23 protein-coding genes and 1 riboswitch are annotated in these 23,679 nt (G+C 39.3%); of the genes, 18 read left to right on the forward strand and 5 right to left on the reverse strand.

Translation table 11 applies throughout. The features are described from left to right. Both BMZ99_RS18040 and BMZ99_RS18045 read left to right on the forward strand, forming a co-directional pair. Positions 1 to 247: IS3 family transposase (locus BMZ99_RS18040; RefSeq protein ID WP_139214794.1), on the forward strand; the 247-nt coding region annotated here is incomplete at its 5' end. Positions 248 to 453: 206 nt separating this feature from the next. Continuing rightward, on the forward strand, positions 454 to 1,653 hold the full coding sequence (locus BMZ99_RS18045; RefSeq protein WP_090940585.1) for an iron-containing alcohol dehydrogenase: 1,200 nt from the start codon (positions 454 to 456) through the stop codon (positions 1,651 to 1,653). A gap of 138 nt (positions 1,654 to 1,791) precedes the next feature. Further along, positions 1,792 to 1,973: riboswitch (cobalamin riboswitch) on the forward strand. Positions 1,974 to 2,299: 326 nt separating this feature from the next. Here the strand turns inward: BMZ99_RS18045 and BMZ99_RS18050 are convergent. Continuing rightward, entirely contained in the window at positions 2,300 to 4,000 is a 1,701-nt protein-coding gene (locus tag BMZ99_RS18050; RefSeq protein ID WP_090940588.1) for an FAD-dependent oxidoreductase, read from the reverse strand. 293 nt (positions 4,001 to 4,293) lie between these two features. Here BMZ99_RS18050 and BMZ99_RS18055 point away from each other — a divergent pair, with 293 nt between their 5' ends. Then, a complete protein-coding gene (locus BMZ99_RS18055) occupies positions 4,294 to 4,830 on the forward strand; it encodes a hydrolase (RefSeq protein WP_090940591.1) in 537 nt (178 codons plus the stop codon). A 49-nt stretch (positions 4,831 to 4,879) separates the two neighbouring features. On the opposite strand, the gene BMZ99_RS18060 is transcribed toward BMZ99_RS18055, so the two are convergent. Next, the gene (locus BMZ99_RS18060) at positions 4,880 to 5,773 is read right to left on the reverse strand and encodes a LysR family transcriptional regulator (RefSeq protein WP_090940594.1); all 894 of its coding nucleotides are present in this window, start codon (positions 5,771 to 5,773) and stop codon (positions 4,880 to 4,882) included. Positions 5,774 to 5,912: 139 nt separating this feature from the next. Here BMZ99_RS18060 and BMZ99_RS18065 point away from each other — a divergent pair, with 139 nt between their 5' ends. From BMZ99_RS18065 to megL, 5 genes are all read left to right on the forward strand, one after another. After that, positions 5,913 to 6,404, forward strand: coding sequence for a 3-isopropylmalate dehydratase small subunit (locus BMZ99_RS18065; protein WP_090940597.1), 492 nt, complete (start codon positions 5,913 to 5,915; stop codon positions 6,402 to 6,404). Between the two features lie 14 nt (positions 6,405 to 6,418). Continuing rightward, complete coding sequence (locus tag BMZ99_RS18070; protein ID WP_090940599.1) at positions 6,419 to 7,675, forward strand: 3-isopropylmalate dehydratase large subunit; 1,257 nt, start codon at positions 6,419 to 6,421, stop codon at positions 7,673 to 7,675. Continuing rightward, complete coding sequence (locus BMZ99_RS18075) at positions 7,672 to 8,166, forward strand: LeuD/DmdB family oxidoreductase small subunit (RefSeq protein ID WP_090940603.1); 495 nt, start codon at positions 7,672 to 7,674, stop codon at positions 8,164 to 8,166. The genes BMZ99_RS18070 and BMZ99_RS18075 overlap by 4 nt, the downstream gene beginning before the upstream one ends. Positions 8,167 to 8,189: 23 nt before the next feature. Further along, on the forward strand, positions 8,190 to 9,443 hold the full coding sequence (locus BMZ99_RS18080) for a 3-isopropylmalate dehydratase large subunit (protein WP_090940606.1): 1,254 nt from the start codon (positions 8,190 to 8,192) through the stop codon (positions 9,441 to 9,443). A gap of 239 nt (positions 9,444 to 9,682) precedes the next feature. Beyond that, on the forward strand, positions 9,683 to 10,903 hold the full coding sequence (gene megL / locus BMZ99_RS18085) for a methionine gamma-lyase (RefSeq protein ID WP_090940609.1): 1,221 nt from the start codon (positions 9,683 to 9,685) through the stop codon (positions 10,901 to 10,903). A 52-nt stretch (positions 10,904 to 10,955) separates the two neighbouring features. Here megL and BMZ99_RS18090 read toward each other — a convergent pair whose 3' ends face one another. Both BMZ99_RS18090 and BMZ99_RS18095 read right to left on the reverse strand, forming a co-directional pair. Continuing rightward, positions 10,956 to 12,548 (reverse strand): sigma 54-interacting transcriptional regulator, encoded by a 1,593-nt coding sequence (locus tag BMZ99_RS18090; RefSeq protein WP_090940612.1) that lies wholly within the window; start codon positions 12,546 to 12,548, stop codon positions 10,956 to 10,958. Positions 12,549 to 12,684: 136 nt separating this feature from the next. Next, positions 12,685 to 13,446, reverse strand: coding sequence for a tRNA threonylcarbamoyladenosine dehydratase (locus BMZ99_RS18095; RefSeq protein WP_090940614.1), 762 nt, complete (start codon positions 13,444 to 13,446; stop codon positions 12,685 to 12,687). Positions 13,447 to 13,754: 308 nt separating this feature from the next. Here BMZ99_RS18095 and BMZ99_RS18100 point away from each other — a divergent pair, with 308 nt between their 5' ends. The 9 genes from BMZ99_RS18100 (at position 13,755) to BMZ99_RS18140 (ending at position 22,009) form a co-directional block, all read left to right on the forward strand. Then, positions 13,755 to 14,306, forward strand: a complete 552-nt coding sequence (locus tag BMZ99_RS18100) for a cyclase family protein (RefSeq protein ID WP_090940617.1) — start codon at positions 13,755 to 13,757, stop codon at positions 14,304 to 14,306. 144 nt (positions 14,307 to 14,450) lie between these two features. Beyond that, positions 14,451 to 15,647 (forward strand): MFS transporter, encoded by a 1,197-nt coding sequence (locus tag BMZ99_RS18105; protein ID WP_090940620.1) that lies wholly within the window; start codon positions 14,451 to 14,453, stop codon positions 15,645 to 15,647. Beyond that, entirely contained in the window at positions 15,644 to 16,444 is an 801-nt protein-coding gene (locus tag BMZ99_RS18110; RefSeq protein WP_090940623.1) for an AraC family transcriptional regulator, read from the forward strand. The genes BMZ99_RS18105 and BMZ99_RS18110 overlap by 4 nt, the downstream gene beginning before the upstream one ends. 91 nt (positions 16,445 to 16,535) lie before the next feature. Continuing rightward, complete coding sequence (locus BMZ99_RS18115; protein WP_090940626.1) at positions 16,536 to 17,498, forward strand: DMT family transporter; 963 nt, start codon at positions 16,536 to 16,538, stop codon at positions 17,496 to 17,498. Beyond that, the gene (locus BMZ99_RS18120; RefSeq protein ID WP_090940629.1) at positions 17,476 to 17,883 is read left to right on the forward strand and encodes a DUF2000 domain-containing protein; all 408 of its coding nucleotides are present in this window, start codon (positions 17,476 to 17,478) and stop codon (positions 17,881 to 17,883) included. The genes BMZ99_RS18115 and BMZ99_RS18120 overlap by 23 nt, the downstream gene beginning before the upstream one ends. Positions 17,884 to 17,992: 109 nt before the next feature. Further along, positions 17,993 to 19,102: an EFR1 family ferrodoxin gene (locus BMZ99_RS18125; protein WP_245755043.1), complete on the forward strand. Its 1,110-nt coding sequence runs from the start codon at positions 17,993 to 17,995 to the stop codon at positions 19,100 to 19,102. 121 nt (positions 19,103 to 19,223) lie between these two features. Beyond that, on the forward strand, positions 19,224 to 20,399 hold the full coding sequence (locus BMZ99_RS18130; protein WP_090940632.1) for a trans-sulfuration enzyme family protein: 1,176 nt from the start codon (positions 19,224 to 19,226) through the stop codon (positions 20,397 to 20,399). A gap of 160 nt (positions 20,400 to 20,559) precedes the next feature. Further along, positions 20,560 to 21,222, forward strand: a complete 663-nt coding sequence (locus BMZ99_RS18135; RefSeq protein ID WP_090940636.1) for a flavodoxin family protein — start codon at positions 20,560 to 20,562, stop codon at positions 21,220 to 21,222. Further along, complete coding sequence (locus BMZ99_RS18140; RefSeq protein WP_090940639.1) at positions 21,209 to 22,009, forward strand: nitroreductase family protein; 801 nt, start codon at positions 21,209 to 21,211, stop codon at positions 22,007 to 22,009. The genes BMZ99_RS18135 and BMZ99_RS18140 overlap by 14 nt, the downstream gene beginning before the upstream one ends. Before the next feature lie 143 nt (positions 22,010 to 22,152). Here BMZ99_RS18140 and BMZ99_RS18145 read toward each other — a convergent pair whose 3' ends face one another. Continuing rightward, positions 22,153 to 23,025, reverse strand: coding sequence for an SDR family oxidoreductase (locus BMZ99_RS18145; protein ID WP_090940642.1), 873 nt, complete (start codon positions 23,023 to 23,025; stop codon positions 22,153 to 22,155). Positions 23,026 to 23,229: 204 nt separating this feature from the next. Here BMZ99_RS18145 and BMZ99_RS18150 point away from each other — a divergent pair, with 204 nt between their 5' ends. Next, a complete protein-coding gene (locus tag BMZ99_RS18150) occupies positions 23,230 to 23,619 on the forward strand; it encodes a hypothetical protein (protein WP_090940645.1) in 390 nt (129 codons plus the stop codon). The last annotated feature ends 60 nt before the right edge of the window (positions 23,620 to 23,679 follow it).

The following is a 23,679-nucleotide window of genomic DNA, read 5'->3' on the forward strand; positions in this document are numbered from 1 at the left end:
GCTGCAAGCCGCAAGAATGAAGCAAAGCATGTCTAGAGTGGCGCACTGTATTGATAACGGTCCGATGGAAGGTTTTTGGGGCATTCTAAAACGTGAAATGTATTATGGGTACAAATTCACCAGCCGGGAACAGCTTGCGCAAACTATTTCTGACTACATCTACTATTACAATTACCAGCGTTTACAGCGTCGTTTGTCTGTCATGACACCGATGGAGTTCCACCAACAGTACGCAAAGGCTGCATAAAGAAATGCTGCCCACCATTTCGGTAGACAGCAATCAAATTCTTCTATTTTTTCATTGTCCTCTTGACGGGGTGCACAGCATTGGGTGAAGAGTTCTATTTACATTAAAATCGTTATTTTTTTCACAAAAAGGATTGTTTTTGCATTAGGGGTACGATATACTAGCAATATACATAAACTGAAAAATCAGAAAAGGCGGGGATGTACATGTGGGGGAAAGAAATTGATTTAGCTCAAATTGTAGAAATTCGGACTAAAACAACTGTATATTTTGGTATTGGTGCCATTACTAAAATGACCGACATTGCAAAGACTTTATCTGAACAAGGAATTAATAAGGTGGTCGTAGTTACCGGCAGAGGCTCTCATATCAAATCAGGTGCTTGGGAGCATGTGAAAAAAGCATTGGATGCCTTCAATATCCTTCCTGTGTTATATAGTAAAGTTACATCCAATCCAACTGTTGATCAAGTAGATGAAGCGGCAAGCGCAGCATTGGAATTTGGAGCACAAGCCGTTATTGCTATTGGTGGCGGGAGCCCTATTGATGCAGGAAAAAGCGTGGCAGCTTTAATAGCAAATCCGGGTAAAACGGCACGAGAGCTGTATGAATATACTTTTTTACCAGAAAAGGCAGTACCGATTATTGCTATTAATTTGACTCATGGAACAGGAACAGAGGCCAATCGCTTTGCGGTTGTTAGCATACCCGAGAAAGAATATAAGCCAGTACTTGCTTATGAGTGCTTATATCCGATGTATTCCATTGACGATCCGGCTCTTATGACTACGCTGCCGCCAGAGCAGACTGCCTATGTATCCGTTGATGCTGTTAATCATGCCATTGAAGCAGCTACTACGAAGCTAGGCAATGTATATGCTGTAACGTTAGCTCGCGAAGTCATTTCACTGGTTACTCATTACTTGCCATTGGCCCAAGAAGATCCGAAGAATTTGGAAGCCCGTTATTATTTAACATACGCTTCAATGATTGCAGGGGCTTCTTTTGATAATGGATTGCTGCACTTTACTCACGCTATGGAGCATCCTTTAAGTGGTGTGAAGCCTGATTTGCCCCATGGTTCGGGTTTGGGGGTCTTATTGCCTGCAGTAGTAAAACATATATACCCTGCGAAAGCAGCCATTTTAGCGGATATTCTGTCACCGATTGTAGCTGGTCTAAAAGGAGAAGCAGCGGAAGCAGAAACGGCATATGCAGGCTTAAAGCAGTGGCTTAAGAAGCATGGAATGAAGCAAAGCCTGCGGGAAGAAGGATTTGTAGATAGCGATGTAGAACGGCTAACAGATCTTGCTTTTGAAACTCCTAGCTTAGAATTGCTTTTAAGTATGGCGCCCGTTGAAGGAAATCGGGAAACCGTTGCTGCTATTTACTTGGATTCGCTATAAAAAGAATTAAAATAGAATTTTCAGTATGGTAATTTTGCATCTTATCAATTCGAAAATGTAATAAATAAAATTTAGAGACTTGTGCATAGTAAAATAAAGTGTTATTATAGAAGCAGTTACCAATATGAATGTTATAAAATTCCATATGTTGAGATAGGTGCCCCAAGGGGCTTAATAGGGAAGTCCGGTTTAATGCCGGCGCGGTCCCGCCACTGTAATGAGGAGTGAACCCAAGGTATACCACTGAGACAATTGTCTTGGGAAGGTTTGGGTAAACGATGAGCCAGAGCCAGGAGAACTGCCTATTTGACAATCACCGTTTTTTACCCACGAGAGATGGGGAGGGGATTAAGTGCACCGCAATTTTTGTATGTACTTATATCCTAGCGCAATTTTTCGCTAGGATTTTTTATAAGTATAGCTATGATGCTCTTAATTGTTTCTCCTGACCAGCAGTGGTCAGGAGATTTTTTACTTGTTATGTCACTGTTTCGTATCTGGGTACGGAATAGCTAACATATGATCCAAACTTTCATTATCCTTTGCTATGTTGTGAGTTGTCTTGGGAAGGGCAGCTAAGTTCCGTGAAAACGGAACTTTTTTTTATTCAAAAGACCTAGCTGTTTCGATCATCATTACTGCAAAATCAAGAGTTGTCGTTATGCAGTTCCTCATAGCGGAAAACATCTCGATTCGATTGTTCTTGTACGGCAGCTAAATAGGTTTTGTAACCGCCGCTTACATTTTTTACATTGGTATATTCATTTTGTATGAGTATGCGGTAGGCCAGATATCCTCTTTGCCCTACTTGGCAAAAGAGAATGATTTCTTTATCCTTAGGGATTTCCTGCATTCTGCTTCGTAGTTCATCCAAAGGAATATTTATGGCTCCTTCGATCGTACCCAGGCAATATTCCTGGGGAGTGCGTACATCGATTAGTAGGACGTTTGTTTTATTTAACATGCTGATTTCATGCCAATGGATAATTTCATGTTGGCGTTTTAAGATATTCGAGGCAACATAACCTGCCATGTTAACCGGGTCTTTGGCTGATGAGTAAGGAGGAGCGTAGGATAATTCCAGGCTTTCTAAGTCGTAAACTGTCATGCCGGAACGAATGGCAGTAGCAATTACATCAATTCTTTTTTCTACTCCCGTATAGCCGATTGCTTGTGCACCGAAAATTCTTCCATCGGTTGGTGAGAAAAGAACTTTTAGGGAGATTGGAGTGGCTCCCCGATAGTAGCCTGCATGAGATAAAGAGTGAGTATAAGATTTTTCATAGGGGATAGCTAAAATTTTCAACGTTTTTTCGTTATTTCCAGTAGACGATACCGTGAGATCAAATACTTTTAGGACAGAGGTTCCCTGGGTACCCCGATATTCATCCTTAATTCCACAAATCGAATTAGCTGCAATTCGTCCTTGCTTATTTGCAGGGCCTGCCAGAGGAATGAGTGTCGGACTGCCATTCACAAAATCAATAACTTCAATCGCATCTCCCACAGCGTAAATATTAGGATCTGAAGTTCTTAAATGTTTATCGACTTGAATGCCGCCCCTTTTTCCGATGATCAGGTTAGCTGTTTTTGCCAATGTGGTATCAGGGGTTACACCAAGACCAAGTAGAATCATATCTGCTTTTAATTCTGTTTTCTCATTTAATGAAATGATTGAATAGTGTTTTTCATGCCTTACTGATGTTACGCCATCTTCTAAATAAATTTCCATACCTTTTTCTTTTAAATACTGGTGTAGTAAGGCTGCCATCTCAAAGTCAAGGGGACCCATTACTTGGTTTCCCAGCTCTACCAAGGTTACTTTGATACCTCTTTCGATCAGGTTCTCTGCCAGCTCAATTCCGATGAATCCCCCTCCGACAACAATGGCTCTTTTGGGGTTGTGACGATCAATAAAATCTTTTATTGCGTAGGTGTCAGGAATATTTCGCAGTGTAAACACCATATTACCATGTAAGCCAGGGATAGCAGGTTTAATAGGAGTAGCACCCGGAGAAAGAACTAAGGTATCATAGGTCTCTATATAATGCGTTTGGTTCTTAAGATCGTGAATCTTGAGCTCTTTTTTTGCAGCATCAATTTCGATAACTTCGCTAAAAATACGTACATCGATATTGAATCGCAGTTTCATTGCTTCAGGCGTTTGTATAACAAGCTGTTCTTTTTCTTGAATGATTTCTCCGACATAATAAGGTAAACCGCAATTGGCAAATGAAATATATTCGCCTTTTTCAAATAGGATAATATCCATTTTTTCATTTAAACGTCTTAGACGTGTTGCTGCGCTGGCACCGCCAGCAACACCTCCGATAATGACTACTTTCATGTTTGTCAGCTCCTTTTAGATTTCTGTATCTTTCTATACAAAAGGTTAAGATTTTAATACAAGATATAGAAAAGTGTAGAAAATAGTACTGAAAAAGTTTACGACTTTTGAAAAGTTGAAGTATTAATGAAGGAGTTATTTCAAATAATAGCTAATATGAGAGTATGATTTTATTTAGAAGCATCATAGATAATGGTTTATAGGTATATTGATTATATTGCTGTGGTATCATATTTATTTTTAGTTATAGAATTTAGATCAATCATTTTTAATAAAGAAGAGGGGGAAGAAATATGCGTTTGGAAAAGGAAAAATCTCAATTTTTAATGGTGGATGTGCAAGAAAAACTGTTTCCGTATATTGTTGGCGGTGAGCTTATCGTTAAGAAAATAATAACTCTTATAGAAGGGCTAAAAGCTTTAGAGGTTCCGATCATGGCAGCTCAGCAATATCCGAAAGGATTGGGAAACACAATTGAACAATTGCGTCCCTATTTTTCAAATTATCATGATAAAACCACATTTAGCTGCTGCGGCAATGAAGCCTTAGTCAAGGAACTTCATGAGCGGAACAGCAAAAATGTTATCATCGCAGGAATTGAAGCTCATATTTGTGTACTGCAGACAGTAGTTGACTTAAAATCTCTTGGATTTCAGCCAATTGTGTGTGCAGATGCTGTGGGGTCTCGTGCCAGAAGTGATTATGAAATCGCATTGGAGCGAATGAAATATGAAGGTGCTATTCTTACTACCGTAGAATCCATTTTATTTGAACTTTGCTACCAGGCAGGTTCCGATGCATTTAGGACGATCTCACGGCTAGTAAAGTAATAGGGTTTGTAAAAATGCCTATTTCCATCTCTGAGGAAATAGGCATTTTTTAGTTAAGTACACGGGACTGAAGGTACGACAGAAAAGTCTGAGTAGCAATGGATAACGTTTTTTTCTTATTGTAGATAATGCCGACCGTTCTGGTGGGCATAGGTGGTGATATAGGAATTTCAATGAGACTTCCTTCGGAAAGATCTTTCTCAATAAAGTTTCGAATCGCAACGGTAATACCCAGTCCGATTTTAGCAAACTCAATAAGAAAATCCATCGTATTGATTTCTACTTCTGGTTTGATAAAAATATTATTTTCTAATAAAAATTGATCTACATATTGTCTTGTAATATTATCTGATTCCAAGAGCATAAAGATACCTTTTGAAAAGATATCATTCGGTGCTAGAATTTGCAATGAGTTCAAATACTCCTTTTCGGCAACAAAAATGTCTTGGATATCGGCTAATTTAACAAAGGTATAAGGAGTAATGTTAAAGGGGCGGCTAACGATGCCGAAATCAATCATTCCCTGATCAATGTTTCTGAGGGTATCAAAGGTTGTGTTATTCATGATCTTGATTTTTATTTCAGGATATTGTTTCATAAAGGGCTTAAGGTGTGATAAAAGAAAATGCTTGCATAGCACGGTACTGACACCTATGGTAATCATGCCTTGTTTTTTACTCTTAAGTTCGGTTAATATATTTTCACCATCCGCAATAATATGAAACGCTTTTTGAATATATTCATAGAAAATTTTGCCTTCCGCAGTAAGAGTAACTCCTTTGGAACCACGAGAAAATAATTTAACGTCTAGGAGAGTTTCTAGCTTTTTGATAGATTTACTAACGGCTGGCTGGCTTATATATAAGGATTCTGCTGCATGAGAAATATTTTTGTAAAAGGCCACTGTATGAAAAATTTTATAAAGTGCTAAATCTTCCTGCATGATATAACTCCTCGTTATATTAAATATAATTAATATGTATTATTATTATATCACATTAAATTTTATAATATAATGATAGAACGTGTTTCAAATGCAGTCACAATACGGCTAGACTCTAAAAGAATGTTTAGGAAGAGAGATGATAAACGTGATTACAGGGAAGGTATGGAAGTTTGGGAATGATGTAGATACGGATCAGATTATTCCATCTCAGTATTTGCTGCTGCCTAATGTTGAGGAAATGAAGCAGTATACATTTGAGCCTTTGGATGAAAATTTTGCTTCGACTGTATGTCCAGGTGATATTATCGTAGGGGGCGAAAACTTTGGATCAGGGTCCTCACGGGAGCAGGCTCCATTAGTGTTAAAAGCTCTGGGAGTAAGTGCTGTAGTAGCGAAGTCCTTTGCCAGGATCTTTTTTAGAAATGCTATTAATATTGGCTTGCCGGTTGTGATCTGCAAAGAGGTATATGATGCAGTCGAACAAAAAGATACATTGGAAATTGATGTTTTAAAAGGTACGATTAAAAATGTTACAAAGGATCAGAATTTTACCTCGACAAAACTTCCTGCGCATGTAATGAATATTTTAGAAGCAGGCGGTTTAATCGGTTTTTTAAATAAAAAGTAAGGGAGGTACTCATAATGGGAATGACAATGGGAGAAAAAATCTTGGCCAGAGCCAGCGGTAAGGAGTTTGTGAAGCCAGGAGAGATCATTACAGCAAAAGTTGACTTATGCATGAGTAACGATGGTACAACCCATTTGAATATTGATATATTTGAAAAGCAGCTGAAAGCAGAAAAGGTGTTTGATCCTAAAAAAGTGATTTTTATTGTAGATCATAACGTTCCTTCAGAGAGTGCAAAAACGGCTCAGGTACACAAAAAAATGCGAATATTTGCGCAAAAACATGAGATTCCCTTTTATGAAGGTACAGGAGTCTGTCATCAGATTATGATAGAGGATTTCGTTGTACCAGGACAGCTGGTTATTGCTGCTGATTCTCATACCTGTTCTTATGGTGGTTTGGGTGCCTTTGGTACAGGGGTCGGCTGTACAGATTTTACTTCCGTCATGAATACGGGAGAAATTTGGTTAATGGTTCCGGAAACGTTAAAGTTTGAAATTGAGGGCAGCTTCAAGGCAGGAGTATATGCCAGGGATCTGATTTTAAAGATCATTGGTGATATTGGAGCGAATGGAGCAAATTATAGAATTATGGAATTTGGCGGTCCAGCAGTGAAGAATTTTACGGTTGATGATCGAGTTGTGCTGTGTAATATGGCTGTAGAAGCAGGGGCAAAAACAGGTCTTGTTGAGGCGGATCAAATTGCGATCGACTATGTTAAGACTAGAGGACGTCATGACATGAACCTATATACAAGCGATGAAGATGCAGTGTATGAAAACACATATCAATATAGCCTTGATGAATTGGAGCCGATGATTGCCATTCCGCATTGTGTCGATGATGTAGTAGGCGTAACCCAGATTGGGGAAGTGAAAATCGATCAGGGCTTTATTGGTTCCTGCAATAATGGCAGGATCGAGGAGCTGCGTGCTGCAGCGCAAATTCTGCAGGGAAAGAAGATTGATCCTTATGTGAAACTATTGATTTCACCTGCGTCCAAAGCAGTATATTTAGAGGCATTAGCAGAAGGATTGATTGATATCTTTGTAGAAAGCGGCGCTATGGTGCTGAATCCTAATTGCAGTGTTTGCTGGGGAAGCTGCCAGGGGGTAATTGGTGAGGGCGAAACCCTGATTTCTACTGGAACTAGAAACTTCAAGGGCAGAGCAGGCCATCCCAATTCGAGTGTTTATCTTGCTTCTGCGGCAACAGTGGCAGCTTCTGCTCTTACAGGAAAAATAACCGACCCTAGGGGGTTTGTGGTATGAAAGAAGCTTTTAAAGGGCGAGTGTGGAAACTGGGGGATGATATAGATACAGATATTATTATTCCAACACAGTTTCTTGCCTTAAAGACTGTAGAAGATATGAAAAAATATGCATTTAACCCGCTAAGACCGGAGCTTGCAGCGCAAATTCAGCCAGGAGATATCATTGTGGCAGGTAAAAATTTTGGCTGCGGCTCGTCTCGGGAGCAGGCTCCTGAGATCTTGGCAGCTTTGAAGATAAGCTGCATTATTGCCAAGTCCTATGCTAGAATTTTCTACCGCAATGCATTTAATAATGGTTTATTGCTGCTTGAAAATAATGAGCTGTATGATTGCTGCAGGGAAGGGGATGAGGTCTCTGTTCAGTTAGAAAACAGCCAAGTCTTGCTAGGAGAAAAATCTTTTGAGGTGGCATCCATTCCAACGGATTTATTGCAGATGGTAGAGGCGGGAGGATTAGTTCCTTTTATGAGAAAGCGCAATGGCAAATAAATTTGCTGGAAAGGAAGTGCAATATGGGTTATACGCTAGCTGAAAAAATAATCATGAGAAATACAAAAAGAAGTTCCGTTACAGCCGGGGAATTGCTCAATGTGAATGTGGATAAGGTCATGGTTCATGATATCTTTGCTCCCTTTGTTGTTGAAAAATTTAGAGAGATGGGTTTTGAAAAAGTTTGGAATCCGGATAAAATCGTATTTGTCTATGATCATTTGGTTCCCACTAGTTTTATTGAAGATTTTCGCCATCATAAAATAGCAGATGCCTTTGCTGCGGAGCAGCATATCAAGGCGGTTCATCGTGCAGATGGGGTCTGCCATCAATTAATGCCTGAGTTACGTTATGTAGTTCCCGGTCAAGTAGTCTTTGGGACAGATTCCCATACTACAACCTATGGTGCCATTGGTTCTTTCTCAACTGGGATTGGATATACGGAGATGGCAGCGATTTTTGGTACGGGACAATTGTGGATTAAGGTTCCGCCGACTCTTAAGTTTACTATTGATGGCGAGCTGCCGAATGGTGTTTATTCTAAAGATATCATTCTTAGGATACTTGGTGATATTGGTGCTGATGGCGGTACGTATAAAGCGCTGGAATTTGGCGGTTCTACCATCAAAGGATTGAGTATATCTTCCAGAATGACTCTTTCCAATATGGCAGTAGAAGCGGGAGCCAAGGTTGGGCTGATTGAGCCTGATGAGAAGACTTTTGCTTTTAGCGGTGTAGAGGGCAGCCAATTCCAAGATCTTAAGAGTGATCCAGATGCCAATTATGAAAAAGTATTTCATTATGATGCTTCCAATTTTAAGCCTGTGGTTGCATGTCCATCTAATGTGGATAACATCAGTGATGTAGAAGCACTGTTAGGAACAAAAATTGATCAAGGATTCATCGGTTCCTGTACCAATGGCAGGTTTGAAGATTTAGAAGTAGCTGCCAAGATCCTAAAGGGGCGAAAGATAGCTCCTTTTACGAAATTAATTGTTACACCTGCAAGCCGGAGTATTTATGCAGAAGCTGCAAAGGCAGGTATTATTGGAATTTTAGTGGAAGCCGGAGCGATTATGAATCCGCCAGCTTGTGGCTTATGCTGCGGCAGGAGCGGTGGGATCGTATCGGATGGTGAGCGGGTAATCGCCACGAATAATCGTAATTTCTTAGGACGAATGGGCAGTCCGAAGTCGGAAATTTTTCTCGCCTCTCCAGCAACCGTTGCTGCAGCGGCTTTAGAAGGCAAGATCGTTGATCCAAGAAAGTATTTATAATGTATAAAAGCACTAGCAGCGAAAATCGCAGCTAGTGCTTTTTTTGTAAAGATAATTTCCAGATGTGGCAACTTTCTTTCCGGATTGGAAGTAAATTTGCCACATTGTTATAGCTGCTGAAGAGAGAGTGCACAGGTAAGAGTGGTATTTGTGTAGATACGGGTTGCGATTTCTTGTGGCATAAAAATTGCAATTTAAGTTTGCAGTAATGAGACAAAAGAATGATGGGAGGTTATCTTATGAAAGGACATTACAATCTAGGGTATGATACAACAATCATTCATGCGGGCCAAGCTCCAGATCCCGCTACCGGTGCACTTGCCACTCCAATTCATCAAACATCTACATTTGTATTTGAGAATGCTGAACAAGGAGCAGCACGATTTGCCTTAGAAGAAGAAGGTTATATATACACGCGTCTGGGAAATCCTACGCAGCATGCGCTTGAAGAAAAAATGGCGGCCCTTGAAAATGCAGAGGCAGCTTTGGCAGTTGCTTCTGGAATGACGGCAATCGCGGCCGCCTTTTGGACACTTTGCGGCAATGGTGATCATATTGTAGCATCGGATACGTTATACGGGTGTACGCACGCTCTTTTATCTCACAGCATGCCTAAATTTGGTATTGATGTCACTTTTGTTGATGCTTCTAATTTAGAAACTATTCGTAAAGCGATACGACCAAATACGAAAGTAGTATATATTGAGACTCCTGCGAATCCAACGCTTACGATTCTTGACATTGCGGCAACTGCGGATTTAGCTCATGAGTACAATGCCAAGCTTATGGTAGATAATACATTTATGTCCCCTTATTGCCAGCGTCCGTTAGAATTAGGTGCAGATGTTGTAGTGCATAGTGCTACGAAATATATTAATGGACATGGTGATGTGATTGCGGGTATTGTCTTAGGGAAAAAAGAATTCATCAATGAGGTACGATTTGTTGGCGTAAAAGATGTTACCGGTGGATGTATCAGCCCTTTTAATGCTTGGCTGACGCTGCGCGGTTTAAAAACTCTTGGTGTTCGTATGGAAAGACATTGCAAAAATGCTTTGCAGGTTGCGATGTTTCTTGAGAAACACCCAAATGTGGAGAAGGTATATTATCCTGGTTTGCCGGGACACACAGGGCATCAGCTAGCCAAAACGCAGATGTCGGGTTTTGGCGGTATGTTAAGCTTTGAAATCAAAGGGGGCATTGAAACCGGACGTAAGGTCATGAATAGTGTTAAACTTTGCTTGCTGGCAGTTAGCCTTGGTGATACGGAAACGTTAATTCAACATCCAGCCTCGATGACCCATTCACCGATACCTCGTGAAGAGCGCCTAAAGGCAGGGATTAGTGATGGATTGATCCGCTTATCTGTAGGGCTGGAGGATCCTAATGATATCATTGCTGACCTAGATCAAGCGATAAAAAAAGGGAGTATGCATACTTCAGATCCCAATGAAGGCTGACCTTATAATGGGATCAGGACTTCAAGGCAGCTGCATAATTGGTATGTTGCTGTTATTTTGATGTGTCTGGTGAATGGCTGCCAAGTAAGTGCTCCAGTCCATAACGACGAATTCTAGTTAAAACCGTTGTATGGGAAAGGCCAATTGCACGGGCTGCGCCTCTTGCGCTTCCACATTTTTTTAACGCTTTTTCTAAGATCATTCTTTCAGTATGATTTATCACTTGCTTCAAATTTTTATTATTTACATTTGTTTGAATTTCAATAACCTGTGAGTCATTCTGTATTAGAAGATCAGAAATGTCAATTTCTTTACCTAAAGTTAGGTGTATGGACCGAAGAACTATATTTTGTAATTCTCGTACATTGCCAGGCCATTCATAATGCATTAAATATTCAATTGCAGCAGGTGAAAATTCAAGCTGCCTGTTTAGTTCTGAACAATGTTTAACGTGAAAGTGCCGTAAAAGTATGGGAATATCCTCAGGCCGCTGTCTTAGAGGAGGAATTTGAAGGGGAATCACATTAATGCGGTAATATAAGTCTTGGCGAAATTGTTTGCTTACGATCATTTCTTCTAAATTTCTATTAGTAGCTGCTAGAATTCGTACATCAATGGGGATCTCTTGCGTGCTCCCTACACGGCGGATCACTCCTTCTTGGAGAACTCTTAATAATTTGCCTTGTAAGACAAGTGGCAGCTCACTGATTTCATCAAAAAAGATGGTTCCGCCATGAGCGATTTCAAAGAGTCCGCTCTTACCGCCTTTTCTGGCACCGCTAAAGGAGCCATCTTCATAACCAAATAATTCACTTTCTAATAAGGTTTCGGGAAGAGCAGCGCAATTGATTGGCACAAAGGACTTAAGACACCGACTGCTGGCATGGTGAATGGCTTGGGCAAACATTTCCTTACCTGTCCCGCTTTCACCCCTGATTAGAATACTGCAGTTGTTTATTGCCAGCCGTTGTGCAGTAGTAATTAGCTGTCCCATCGATGAGCTGACATAAATGATATCGTCAAACTTAAATTTTTGGTTTTTCATAATGGAATTAACAAGTTGTTTGGCGGAGTTCATACTTTTTAGCGTAGCTACCGATCCGATATTTTGATTATTTTCATCTTGTATAGGACGACCGGAGCATAAATAATGGAGAGTACCTCGAGAAGTATCAATTAGCATTTGCTGATGATCAAAAGATTTTCCTGAAAGAAGTCCGCTAAAATGTGTATTTGTTCCGATGATTTGGGTAATATTTTTTCCTACAGATGACCATTTGTCGATTCGCAGAAGTTGTGCAGCAGTGGAGTTGATATAACGAATTGTCCCTTCTGAATCCAAACCGATAATCCCGTCATTTGCAAATTCTAATACCGCCTGCAATTCTTTCTCTCGCTGTTCATAGGGCTGTAAAGCAATATTCGTGATATCATGGATATCATTATGATTCAGCAATTCTTTTTTTAGTGCTTCAGCAATTTTACTATTTAAATGGGCACCATCTAAATGAAACTTAATAAAAATTTGTCCGGCAGATACCTCCATAGACTTTATGCTTACTCCCTCTTGAGAAAAAACTTGGGCTACTTCTTGAATCATTCCAATACGGTCGCCTGTTTTTAACATCCAGCGAATCGCAGTCATCAGAACCACATCCTACAATTTGTAATCAAATTTTTGCTGTACATTCTATAGCTTTTTATTCGAGGATCGAGAGGTAAATCCTGCCAAAAAACCACCCGTTCTAAACGGGTGGTTCTTACTATTTTTAGTTTTTATATTATTTTTTACTAAACGCAATGTCCTTTACGACTTCGCCGGCAATGATTAATCCGGCGACAGATGGCACAAAAGAGATGCTGCCGGGAATTTGGCGGCGAATGGTGCATTTTCGAGTAGTGCCGGAGGGGCAGATGCACCCTGTTGCACAATTAGAACCTTCTGTTTCGATTGGGGTTACGGGCAACTCTTTGGAGTACACTACCTTCAAGGAGCTTACGCCGCGTTTTTTTAGTTCTTTGCGCATGACTTTTGCTAAAGGACATACGGATGTCTTATAAATATCTGCTACTTCGAATTTTGTAGGATCAAGCTTGTTGCCTGCTCCCATGCAGCTAATAATAGGAATGTTTTTAGCTTTGGCTTTTTCGATCAAATCAATTTTCCCTGTTACGGTGTCAATGGCATCTACAATATAATCGTAGTCGTCAAAGATTAATTCATCAGCAGTGTCTGGCATGTAAAATGTTTGAAAGATCGTAACCTCTGCATCTGGATTAATTTCTAAAATACGCTCTTTCATGACTTCGACTTTTGCTTTACCTACAGTTTTTCTAGTAGCAAGTAGTTGACGATTAATATTTGTAAGACATACACAGTCATCATCAATCAATACCAGCTTGCCTACACCAGCGCGAACCAGACCTTCCACGGTATAGGAGCCTACACCACCAATACCGAAAACAGCTACTTTACTTTGTTTCAATTTTTCTAAGGCTTCTACTCCGATTAATAATTCGGTTCTAGAGAACTGATGTAGCATATTGTCACCCTTTTTTCATATCAATATTTAACCAACTAGGCTGATTTCTTGATTTAGCCACGATTTGACTCAAACCAAATCTTATCAAAAATACGTATAAAATTCAACTAAATATAGTTTGCTTTTATTAAAATACAAAAATCTCTGAAGAAAAAGCTTCTTTACTGCATGCCGACAAGGAAATGTTAGTGTTTGTGTGGAATATACACAATAATTCAAATGTCTCTTCATCCTTATTTTGGATGGAGGAGTTTATGACAAATTGAATGTTTTTCATTTGTCGCTGCAAAATCAGGAGGTAAAAAGTAATGTTGATTGACTTGACACTTAAGATGAGTAAATCTGATTTTATCACAGATGATCCATCAAGAAAATTAGGGCATTTTGGTACGCATTGTGATGTTATGAATAAGGAATTTCTGTTAGAAAATATTAAACGAGCCGGTAAAATTATTGATATTAGCAATATAAAAGACAGAGAAGTCAATATTACGGATATCAATATTGAAATTGAAAAAAATGATTTTGTAATATTTAAAACAGATCATCTGAAGATAAATGGATATGGAGCAAAAGAATATCAAATAAAAAGTGCAGAATTATCCGATTCAGTTATTGATTTTTTAATTGAAAAAAAAGTAAGCTTGATTGGGGTGGATGCTCCAGGATTGCAGAAAGCTTCCAAACATGGGGAAGTAGATCAGCATTGTGCAGATCATAATATTTTCGTGATTGAGAATTTGTGCAATATTGATACTCTTTATGAAAAGGTAAAGAACAATAGCTTTACGGTCTATTGTTTTCCTTTAAATCTTTTGGATTCCACAGGTTTATCCTGCAGAGTTATCGCTGAATTTTAGCTGGACAACGAGAAATAGAAATAATAAATGCAAATACAAACTTCTACAAGGTGACATCTTGCAGGAGTTTGTATTTTTATAGTAAATAGAAGAATATAGGAAGCCTTGAAAAAATAGGAAGTTGAAATTGTAAAGGAGCTATTTATGAAAAATACGCAAGACCTTCAGACTGGACAATTTAGTAATACTCCTATTGTTATCTTATTAGTTCTTATGTATGTAATCGTGGCTATGAGTGATAATTTCAAAGGCATTTTTGTACCTTTTTTTAAAGATGATTTTGGTATTAATAATACGCAGGTTGGTTATGTCCTGACAGCAGGTTTTTTAGCCTATGCCGTATTTCAGTATGTCGGTGGTATTTTTATCGAGAAGATAGGTTATAAGAAAGTCATAGCCACTGGCTTCATGATAGGGATGGCCTCTTTGGCTCTTTTAATTACTTGCAAAACCTATATCATATTAATCGTTGGATTATTTGGATTAAATGTTGGCATGGCTATGTTTAATGTGGGGGTCAACACATTAGGACCGGTATTGACGGTTGCTTCCACTGCCGTTCTCATGAATTTTGTAAATTTTTCTTATGGGGCCAGCAATACAGCAATACAAAAAATAGTAGGAACTCTGCTAAACAAAGGAATACCATGGACTCAATTTTACATTTTCATGCTGCTGTGCTGCGGGGCTTTGCTGGTCTATTTACTGCTCATTAAAATACCCTATGTACCTGCCAGTGAAAAAGTGAAGTATAATAAAAAAGATCTGTTTAAAAATAAAGTTATGTATTTGTACATTGCTGCTTTAGGTTTTTACTTGGCATCAGAGTATGGCATTGGCAACTGGTTTGTAAATTACATGGGAGAAGAATTTAACCTAGATGCAGATAAAAGGGCATTCTATGCTGCATTGTTCTTTGGTCTTGAAACAGTGGGCAGGTTATTTGGAGGATTTATCGTAGATCGGTTAGGATCTTTTAAAAGCATGCTGCTGTTTGGCTGTGCGGCATCTTTGTTATCTGCAGTTGGGATTTGGTTGGGAGAGGCAGGATTACTTATCTTTTCGATAGCAGGTTTATTTTATTCTATTATTTACCCCACGATCATCACGACTGCCCATGGAGTGTTTAAGGAAGCTGCATCTTATGTTACTGGTTTGATGTTAATGTGCGGTACGTTAATCGCAATGGTTGTCAATATGCTGATGGGGATAGGGAATGATATTATAGGTGTACATTATTCTTATTATAGTATTGCTGTCTGCATAGCCATCACTACCGTCGCTGTTGCAGTGATCAGGAGAAATGTAGATGGATTTGAAGGGAAGGAAAAGACAGGATGATGAATGGAGTACAATTTTACCGTGATGAAGAGTTGCCGTATTTTGAATTAAAGCTATGTGATACCAGCCAGCTTTCCTATAGAAAGCATGCTCATGAAGAATATTCATTAGGTATTGTAGATAAAGGTACGAGTTCATTTTGGTATGAAGGTAAGTGGGAACAGGTAAATCCGAAAACAATTGTGTTTATCCCTCCCAATTTAGTGCATTCTTGTAATCCGCAGCAGGAGGATCAATGGAAATATAAAATGCTGTTTATCAATACCGCATGGATACATCGTTTTATGGATAGTAAAGAAAAAGTTCTTTTTCGGAATCCAATTGTTGAGGCGATTTCTGATCCAGAAATCTTTAAAATGACCAGCAGCATGATGGAAAATTTAATGGAACATGCAAGTCCTTTAGAAAAAGAAGACAACATCATTGCTCTTTTTGATAAGATGGCCGTCCATGCAGATCAGGTACAAAATATAAATAGCAAACAAGGGCTTTCGAAATTAAGAGTGGTTAAAGAGTATTTACACAGTAATTTTTGTGAAAAAATCACATTAGATGATTTAGAGCAAGTTTCAGGAATCAATAAGTTTCATTTGATTCGCCTTTTTAAGGATGCTTTTGGCATACCTCCTCATATGTATCAAACCTTATTACGAATCAATTATGCCAAAAGGCAGCTTCGCAAGCAGCGGCAAATTACCGAGGTAGCTTTAGAAGCAGGATTTTATGATCAAAGTCATTTCCATAAAGTGTTTAAAAGCCATACAGGGATTACTCCAGAAAAGTACGAAAAAATATAAGTTGAATTGATAGGATCCAATTGGGTCCTATCAATTTTTTACAAGACGCCTGCTGTTTGGTTTGTTAGAATGTGAAAAACAGGAGGGAACTATGCAGAAATATCTTTTATGGTATAAAAATAGTATTCACTTTAATAAGCAAAAACAGTTACTGGCTAACCTAGTGATGATTGTAGTTGTCGTATTATGGGGGATTTCCTTTATCAGCATCAAAATAGCCGTATCGGAAATTCCTCCGACAACGATGGCACTGCTGCGTTTTATCATTGCTTCCGTATTTCTTCGCATTCTATTAAAAAAAGTAGAACCTAATGCAAAGATTTCCAGGAATGATCTTCCTAAAATGGCAGCTGGCGGGGTCTTAGGCATTACATGTTATTTTTATTTTGAGAATATGGGTGTTCAATTATCGACAGCTGCGAATGCATCTCTTATTGTAAGCATTGTCCCGATTATTGCCATTGGTTTGGATGTCTTATTCTTTAAAAGTAAGATAACACCATTGAAGTTAGCGGCAGTTGGTATTGCAGTCTTAGGAACGTATTTGTCAATAACAGCCAATGGAAAGATTGAATTTAATTCAAATCATTTCCTCGGCAATATACTTATGATTTGTGCCATGATATCTTGGGCACTCTATACTTTAATCAATAAGTCTTTGCAAGGCAGGTATTCAGGTATATGTATGACAACCTATCAAACCATTATTGGAACACTTTGTCTAGTGCCTGTATCCATTTTAGAATATAGCGATTGGAGAGTATTTTCTTTGTTGGCATTCTGGCATGTCTTATTTTTAGCGATTGGCTGCTCGGTTATTTGTTATGTATTCTATATGTATGTTTTGAAACATCTGGATGTTGCTATTACCACAATCTATTTGAGCGCAGTACCTGTTATTGGAGTGGTAAGCGGCCATTACTTCCTAAAAGAAAGTGTCTTTCCTATTCAAATGATGGGCGGGATGCTGACTATTTTAGCGATAATTGCAGTAAATATAGATTCAGTAAAAGCAAAGGAGAATTCGAGCTGTGAAAATTGTAATGATTATTGATAAAGAATTGCCAATCGGTTTAATTGCCAATACTGCAGCCGTTTTAGGAATTACTGCGGGAAAATTATGTGGTGAAATTGTGGGACTGGATCACTCTGATTCAGATGGAAATGTGCATGCTGGTATTACTACCAAAACAATCCCCATTTTATCAGGTACCAAAGCACAAATTAAATCGATACGAGATAGCTTATATGGGGAAGATCACATAGGAACGACTGTCATTGATTTTAGTGAAGCAGCGCAGAGATCGCTTGATTATGAGACATATGTTGCATTAGTAGCAAATCTTAAAAGTGCAGCCATTGACTATTTAGGAATCTGTATATATGGTCCGAAGAAAACAGTCAATAAGCTTACAGGGTATTTAGGGCTTCTCAGATAACCTTATCTGGTAATAAGAATAATAATCCTGCAAAATATATTAATTTGCAGGATTATTGTATTTTAATGGTAAATAGAATGAGATAAAAGCAGTACACGAGGTGAAGTGCGTGTTTGAAACAATCGTTTTATTTTTTATGACTGGTACAGGAAATTCATATCAGGTAGCTGCATGGTTTGCAGAGAAAGCAGCTGCACTCGGCGTAGAAGTACAAATGCAGCAAATCAAAAGGGCGAATCTTTCTCTTGAACCTAAACGTAGTACGCTGTGTGTATTTGCATTTCCTACTCATGGATTTACAGCTCCTTGGTTATTGTTAAAACAGATTTTATGTCTCCCTAGAGGCAAGGGGACGGCTGCTGCGATTCTTCCTTTACGGGCTGGAACTAGGATCAAAGGAATCTCATTTCCGGGAATGGAGGGAACGGCTGGTTATTTAGCAGCTTGTTTACTACTTTGGAAAGGCTATAGGGTAAAAGGTGTTTTAGGTATTGATATGCCTAGCAACTGGACTGCAGTCCATTGGGGATTAAGTAAAGAAAATACAGAGTTTATTATTGCAGCCGCAGAGCCAAAAGTGAAGCATTTTGCAAACGTGATTTTAAATAGACAAGTATATTTTGATGGTATTGTCCCTTTCCTGATTGGCTTATGGTTGGCTCCTATTTCTGTCATGTATTTGCTTTTGGGACAGCTCATGCTTAGTAAATTGTTCTTTGCCTCAGACAAGTGTATAAGCTGCCGAAAATGTGCAAAGCTCTGTCCGAAACAGGCTATTATAATGGCCGGATCAAACAGAAAACGTCCTTACTGGACTTACTCCTGTGACAGTTGTATGGCATGTATGAATTACTGCCCTTATGGAGCAGTAGAGGTAAGTCCAATTATCGGAATTCTGTTTTATTTTATAGGCACAATACCGATTTCAACTTACATACTGAGTCATTTTGTTCCCCTTCCTCTTTCTTGGCTGCCGATCAGTTGGAGTGGAATTATACAATATATCTATATTTTAATTTCTGTCTTTCTAGCATATCGGTTGCTGCATACTGCACTTGGCTGGCGTTTTTTCAGCATGTTCCTTAGCAAGCTTAGTCATACGCGATATTTCCGTAGGTATCATGCTCCCAATATAAATGTAAAAGATTTCATTTTATCTTATGAAGTTGCGGTTGACACAAAAAATGAATTGATGTACGATAACAGAAATAATAAGTAAGCTGATTGGAAAACCAAAGGCTTCGTCACTTTTTGAAAAAGAATTGGCGGGGTCTTTTTGCATTATAGAGGATGCAAGTGATGTTACTATAAACAAAATAAAAAAGGGAAGGTGCTAAAAAATGGATCAGGAAAAAATTGCTTTTCAGACAAAATGTGTTCATACAGGAAATGGTATTGATAAAGAAACGGGAAGTATCAGACGCCCTATTACGATGGCAAACAGTTATAGGCTTCCAGAGGATGCATCTACTTTGAATTGGAGTGATCCCAATCAGCTTGTTTATACGCGAAATACTTCTGCAAATCAAATTTATTTGCAGGAAAAGTTAGCTGCTTTGGAAGGCGGAGAAGACTGCGTAGTACTAGGAACGGGTGTTGCAGCACTAGCAGGAGTCTTTTTTACATTTTTAGATCAAAATGCACATATTATTTGTTCGAATGTTTCTTATGTAGCTGTATATCGACTATTGCATGAGTATTTTCCAGATAAGTATGGAGTGGAAGTGACGCTATTAGATACTGCAAATTTGGATGAAATTAAGAAAGCAGTACGCCCAAATACAAAGATGATTCATATTGAAACTCCTGGCAATCCTACGACAAGAGTCAGTGATATTGCCGAAATCGCAAAAATCGCTAAATCTGCCGGTGCTTTACTTACGGTAGATAGTACTTTTGCCTCTCCTTTCTTGCAGCGTCCTCTTCATTTGGGAGCTGATCTTGTTATACATAGTTTAACCAAGTATATCAATGGTCACGGCGATGCTATGGGAGGAGCTGTCATTGGAGGAAAGGAGCTGATTGATAAAATAAAACGCCAAGCTATGGTAAATTTGGGAGGAGCCATCAGCCCTTTTAATGCATGGCTCATTATGCGTGGTGTTGTAACATTGCCTTTACGTATGAAACAGCATAGTGAAAGTGCCTTAAAAATTGCGCATTTTCTTGAAGAGCATCCCGCTATCGCATTTGTTGCCTATCCTGGCCTTGCAAGCCATCCGCAGCATGAAATAGCAAAAAAACAAATGACAATGTTTTCGGGAGTGATATCATTTGGTCTAAAAGGCGATGTAGATATTCATAATAAATTTGTAAACTCTCTAGACTTGATTGTTCCTGCTGTATCCATTGGCCATGATGAAAGTCTTATTGTTTATACCGGGCCGACAGATGAAAGAAATCATTATTATCCTGAAGAATTTAAGAATGGACATCTTCGTTTTAGTGTTGGTCTGGAAGACGCTGATGATATTATTAATGATTTGCAGCAGGCAATACAAAAAGCAGGCTTGTAATGGTGTAGCACTTCTTTATGTTTTTTCGTTACTGCAATTTTATTCCAAGTATCCTTTTGGGTAGTAGCTGACTAAAAAGTGCATACTATCTTTCTTGGAGAAATACTATACAATGGAATAGAGAAGTATAGGTAAAGAAATATAACATGGAGGTAAATTTATGAAGGTATTAGCAGTGAATGGCAGCCCCAGAAAAGGATGGAATACCGAAATTTTATTAAAGCAGGCCCTGGAGGGGGCAGCATCTCAGGGGGCAGATACAGAGCTTATTCACTTATATGACCTAAACTTTAAAGGCTGTATAAGCTGTTTCGCCTGTAAGTTAAAAGGTGGTAAGAGTTATGGAAAATGTGCTTATCAAGATGAGTTAACACCAATTTTAGAAAAAGTCGAAGAAGCTGATGCAATTATTCTTGGCTCGCCTGTTTATCTAGGAGCAGCTACTGGTGAGATGAGATCTTTCCTAGAGCGATTCGTTTTTCCTTTTCTAGTATATGATCAGAATTATTCCAGTCTCTTCCCAAAGAAAATACCGACAGGTTTCATTTACACAATGAATGTCGATGAAAAGCGACTGAAAGATATAGGATATGAATATAATTTTCGGAATACAGAAATGGCATTAGCCAGAACCTTTGGGAGCTCAGAATCATTGTTAGTTACGGATACCTATCAATTTAGCGATTATTCCAAGTATGTAGTAACCTCATTTAATCCAGTGGAAAAAGCAAAACGAAGGGAAGAGGTCTTTCCCATAGATTGCAGCAAGGCATTTGATATGGGGGTCCGTTTTGCAGGAGGCAGACCCGATGGGATTCATTGAAGTTAACCAAGAGCACTGCACCCAATGTGGAATTTGCGCTGATGTGTGTCCTACGCGGGTGTTAGTTATGAGTAGCAATGGTCCGGAAGCCATTGGCTCCGAGGTCTGTATTGCCTGCGGACATTGTGTAGCAGTATGTCCGCAGAAAGCGCTAGATCATGAGAAAGCACCTCTTGCCAAGCAGATGGCGTTAACCGAATTTCCAGTGTTATCTGCACAGGAAGCTCAAGTATTTCTTCGGTCCCGACGATCGATTCGTAAATACAAAGAAAGGTCTGTGCCCCATGAGCAATTACTGCAGCTAATTGAAATCGTGCGTTTTGCACCGACCGCCAGTAATAGCCAGGGTGTATCGTATATAATTATAGAGAATAAAGAATGTATTGAGAAGTTGATAGAAGTAGTAATTGAATGGATGGAGAGCCAAATTTCTGTGCATTGGAGTTTTCTTCTTCATGTGAAAGCATATAGAGAGGATAAGAAAGATACAATCTTTCGAGGAGCTCCCCACATTATTTTGGCAACTGCTGATAAAGGTTTTCCACGCGGGCGCGAGAATACCGTTTTTTCCCTAGCATACCTGGAATTGTATGCAACAACTTTGGGGCTGGGATCCTGCTGGGCTGGACTGTTTGAAATGTGTGCATTTTCAGGTTATAAACCCCTGCTGGAATTGCTAAAGATTCCGGCTGGAAAAGAAATAACCGGCACTGTCATGGTTGGTTATCCGCAATATAAGTATCAAAGACTGGTAGATCGTAACCCCTTAGATGTCAATTGGATGTAAGTACAGTTCTTATAAGTGCGTTTAAAAAAATGTCATTGTGAACATCGCGAAGCAATCTCTAAACGAGAGGAGATTGCTTTACGATGTTCGCAATGACAAAGAATGCGCAGCGTTTTTCTCAAGTTGTGGGTATGATCAGTGGATTACCCATTTACAATGGTACCGCCATTGACATGTAGGATTTGCCCTGACATATAGCTTGAGTCTTCTGAGGCAAGAAATACATAAGATGGAGCTACTTCTGCTGGCTGGCCTGCACGTTTCATTGGGGTATTTTGCCCGAACTGGACTACATGCTGGTCGTTAAAAGAAGCAGGAATAAGAGGTGTCCAAATGGGACCGGGGGCTACACCGTTGACACGAATGCCTTGACCGATTAAAGCTTGAGATAAGGAACGTGTAAAAGAAACGATTGCACCTTTGGTTGCAGAGTAGTCAATTAATTGGTCATTTCCTTCATAGGCAGTGATAGAGGCTGTATTAATAATGGCACTGCCATTTTTTAAATGGGGGAGAGCTGCTTTACTAAGGTAAAAATAAGAAAAGATATTGGTACGAAAGGTTCTTTCCAGTTGTAACGCAGAAATATTTTGCAGGCTTGTCTGGACATGCTGTTCTGCAGCATTGTTGACAAGTATATCAAGCTGACCAAACTTTTTTAGTGTTTCATCAACTACCTGCTGACAGAACGTTTCATTGCCAATGTCGCCAGCAATGAGTAGGCAGCATTTGCCTATATTCTCCACAAGTTTTTTTGTTTCGTCTGCGTCAGTATGTTCATTAAGATAGGAGATCGCTATATTTGCGCCTTCTTTAGCAAATGCTAATGCTACAGCGCGTCCGATGCCACTGTCTCCACCGCTGATTAAAGCTACTTTGCCATCTAGCTTGCCACTGGATAAGTAGCTGTCAGTAATGGTAATTGGGCGGGGGTTCATTTGTGATTCAATTCCGGGCTGCTGATCTTGATGCTGTGGTGGGAAGCTTGCTTTATAAGGAATCGTTTGTTGACTCATGTTTACACCTCTTTTAACGATCATTATGCCATAGTTTTTCCAAATTTGTATTTTGTAATACTGCTTATTTTTGTTGCGATTAGGAAGCTATTAATTACGAGGATTTACCGGTAAAGGATAATGATTGACACCTTGAGATAACCAGAAAATTCCATGTATTAGATTTGCAAAAAAAACAATACTATGTGGTGTAAAGGGTTCGTAATGGTTGAGCCAAGACTGGTATCGGATCTTAATCGGTTCGGTATTGGTCGGCCAAAGAGTATTGTCGGGTCGAAAGGTTCGGCAGTAGTCGGCGGGCAGATCGTTATATGTCTTGTAAGGCTGTACGGCAGCCCAACTGTTGTCGTGTGGTCGAAAGAGATGTATAGCGGTCGAGCTAAGACTGCCATGGGTTCTGAAATCATATGGGTCGGTCGTTGTCGAGAGATTGCGGTCGGTTCGGTAGGTATCTGTGGCAGTCGAGCAAAGGTCAGTATCGGTTGTGTAATGCTTGTGGGTAGTCGAAAGATTGCGTATAGGTATGTAATGATCGGTATTGGCTGTAGCGTAGATCATTACGGGCTCTTTTTAAGGCTAACGGATTTCCGTTAGCTTTTGCTTTGTGCATTATTTATAAAATTTTAAACCACAGAGGAGGGGCCTCTGTGGCTT

Origin of the sequence: Pelosinus propionicus DSM 13327 (genome assembly GCF_900114615.1) — a bacterium.
GTDB lineage: Bacteria > Bacillota > Negativicutes > DSM-13327 > DSM-13327 > Pelosinus > Pelosinus propionicus.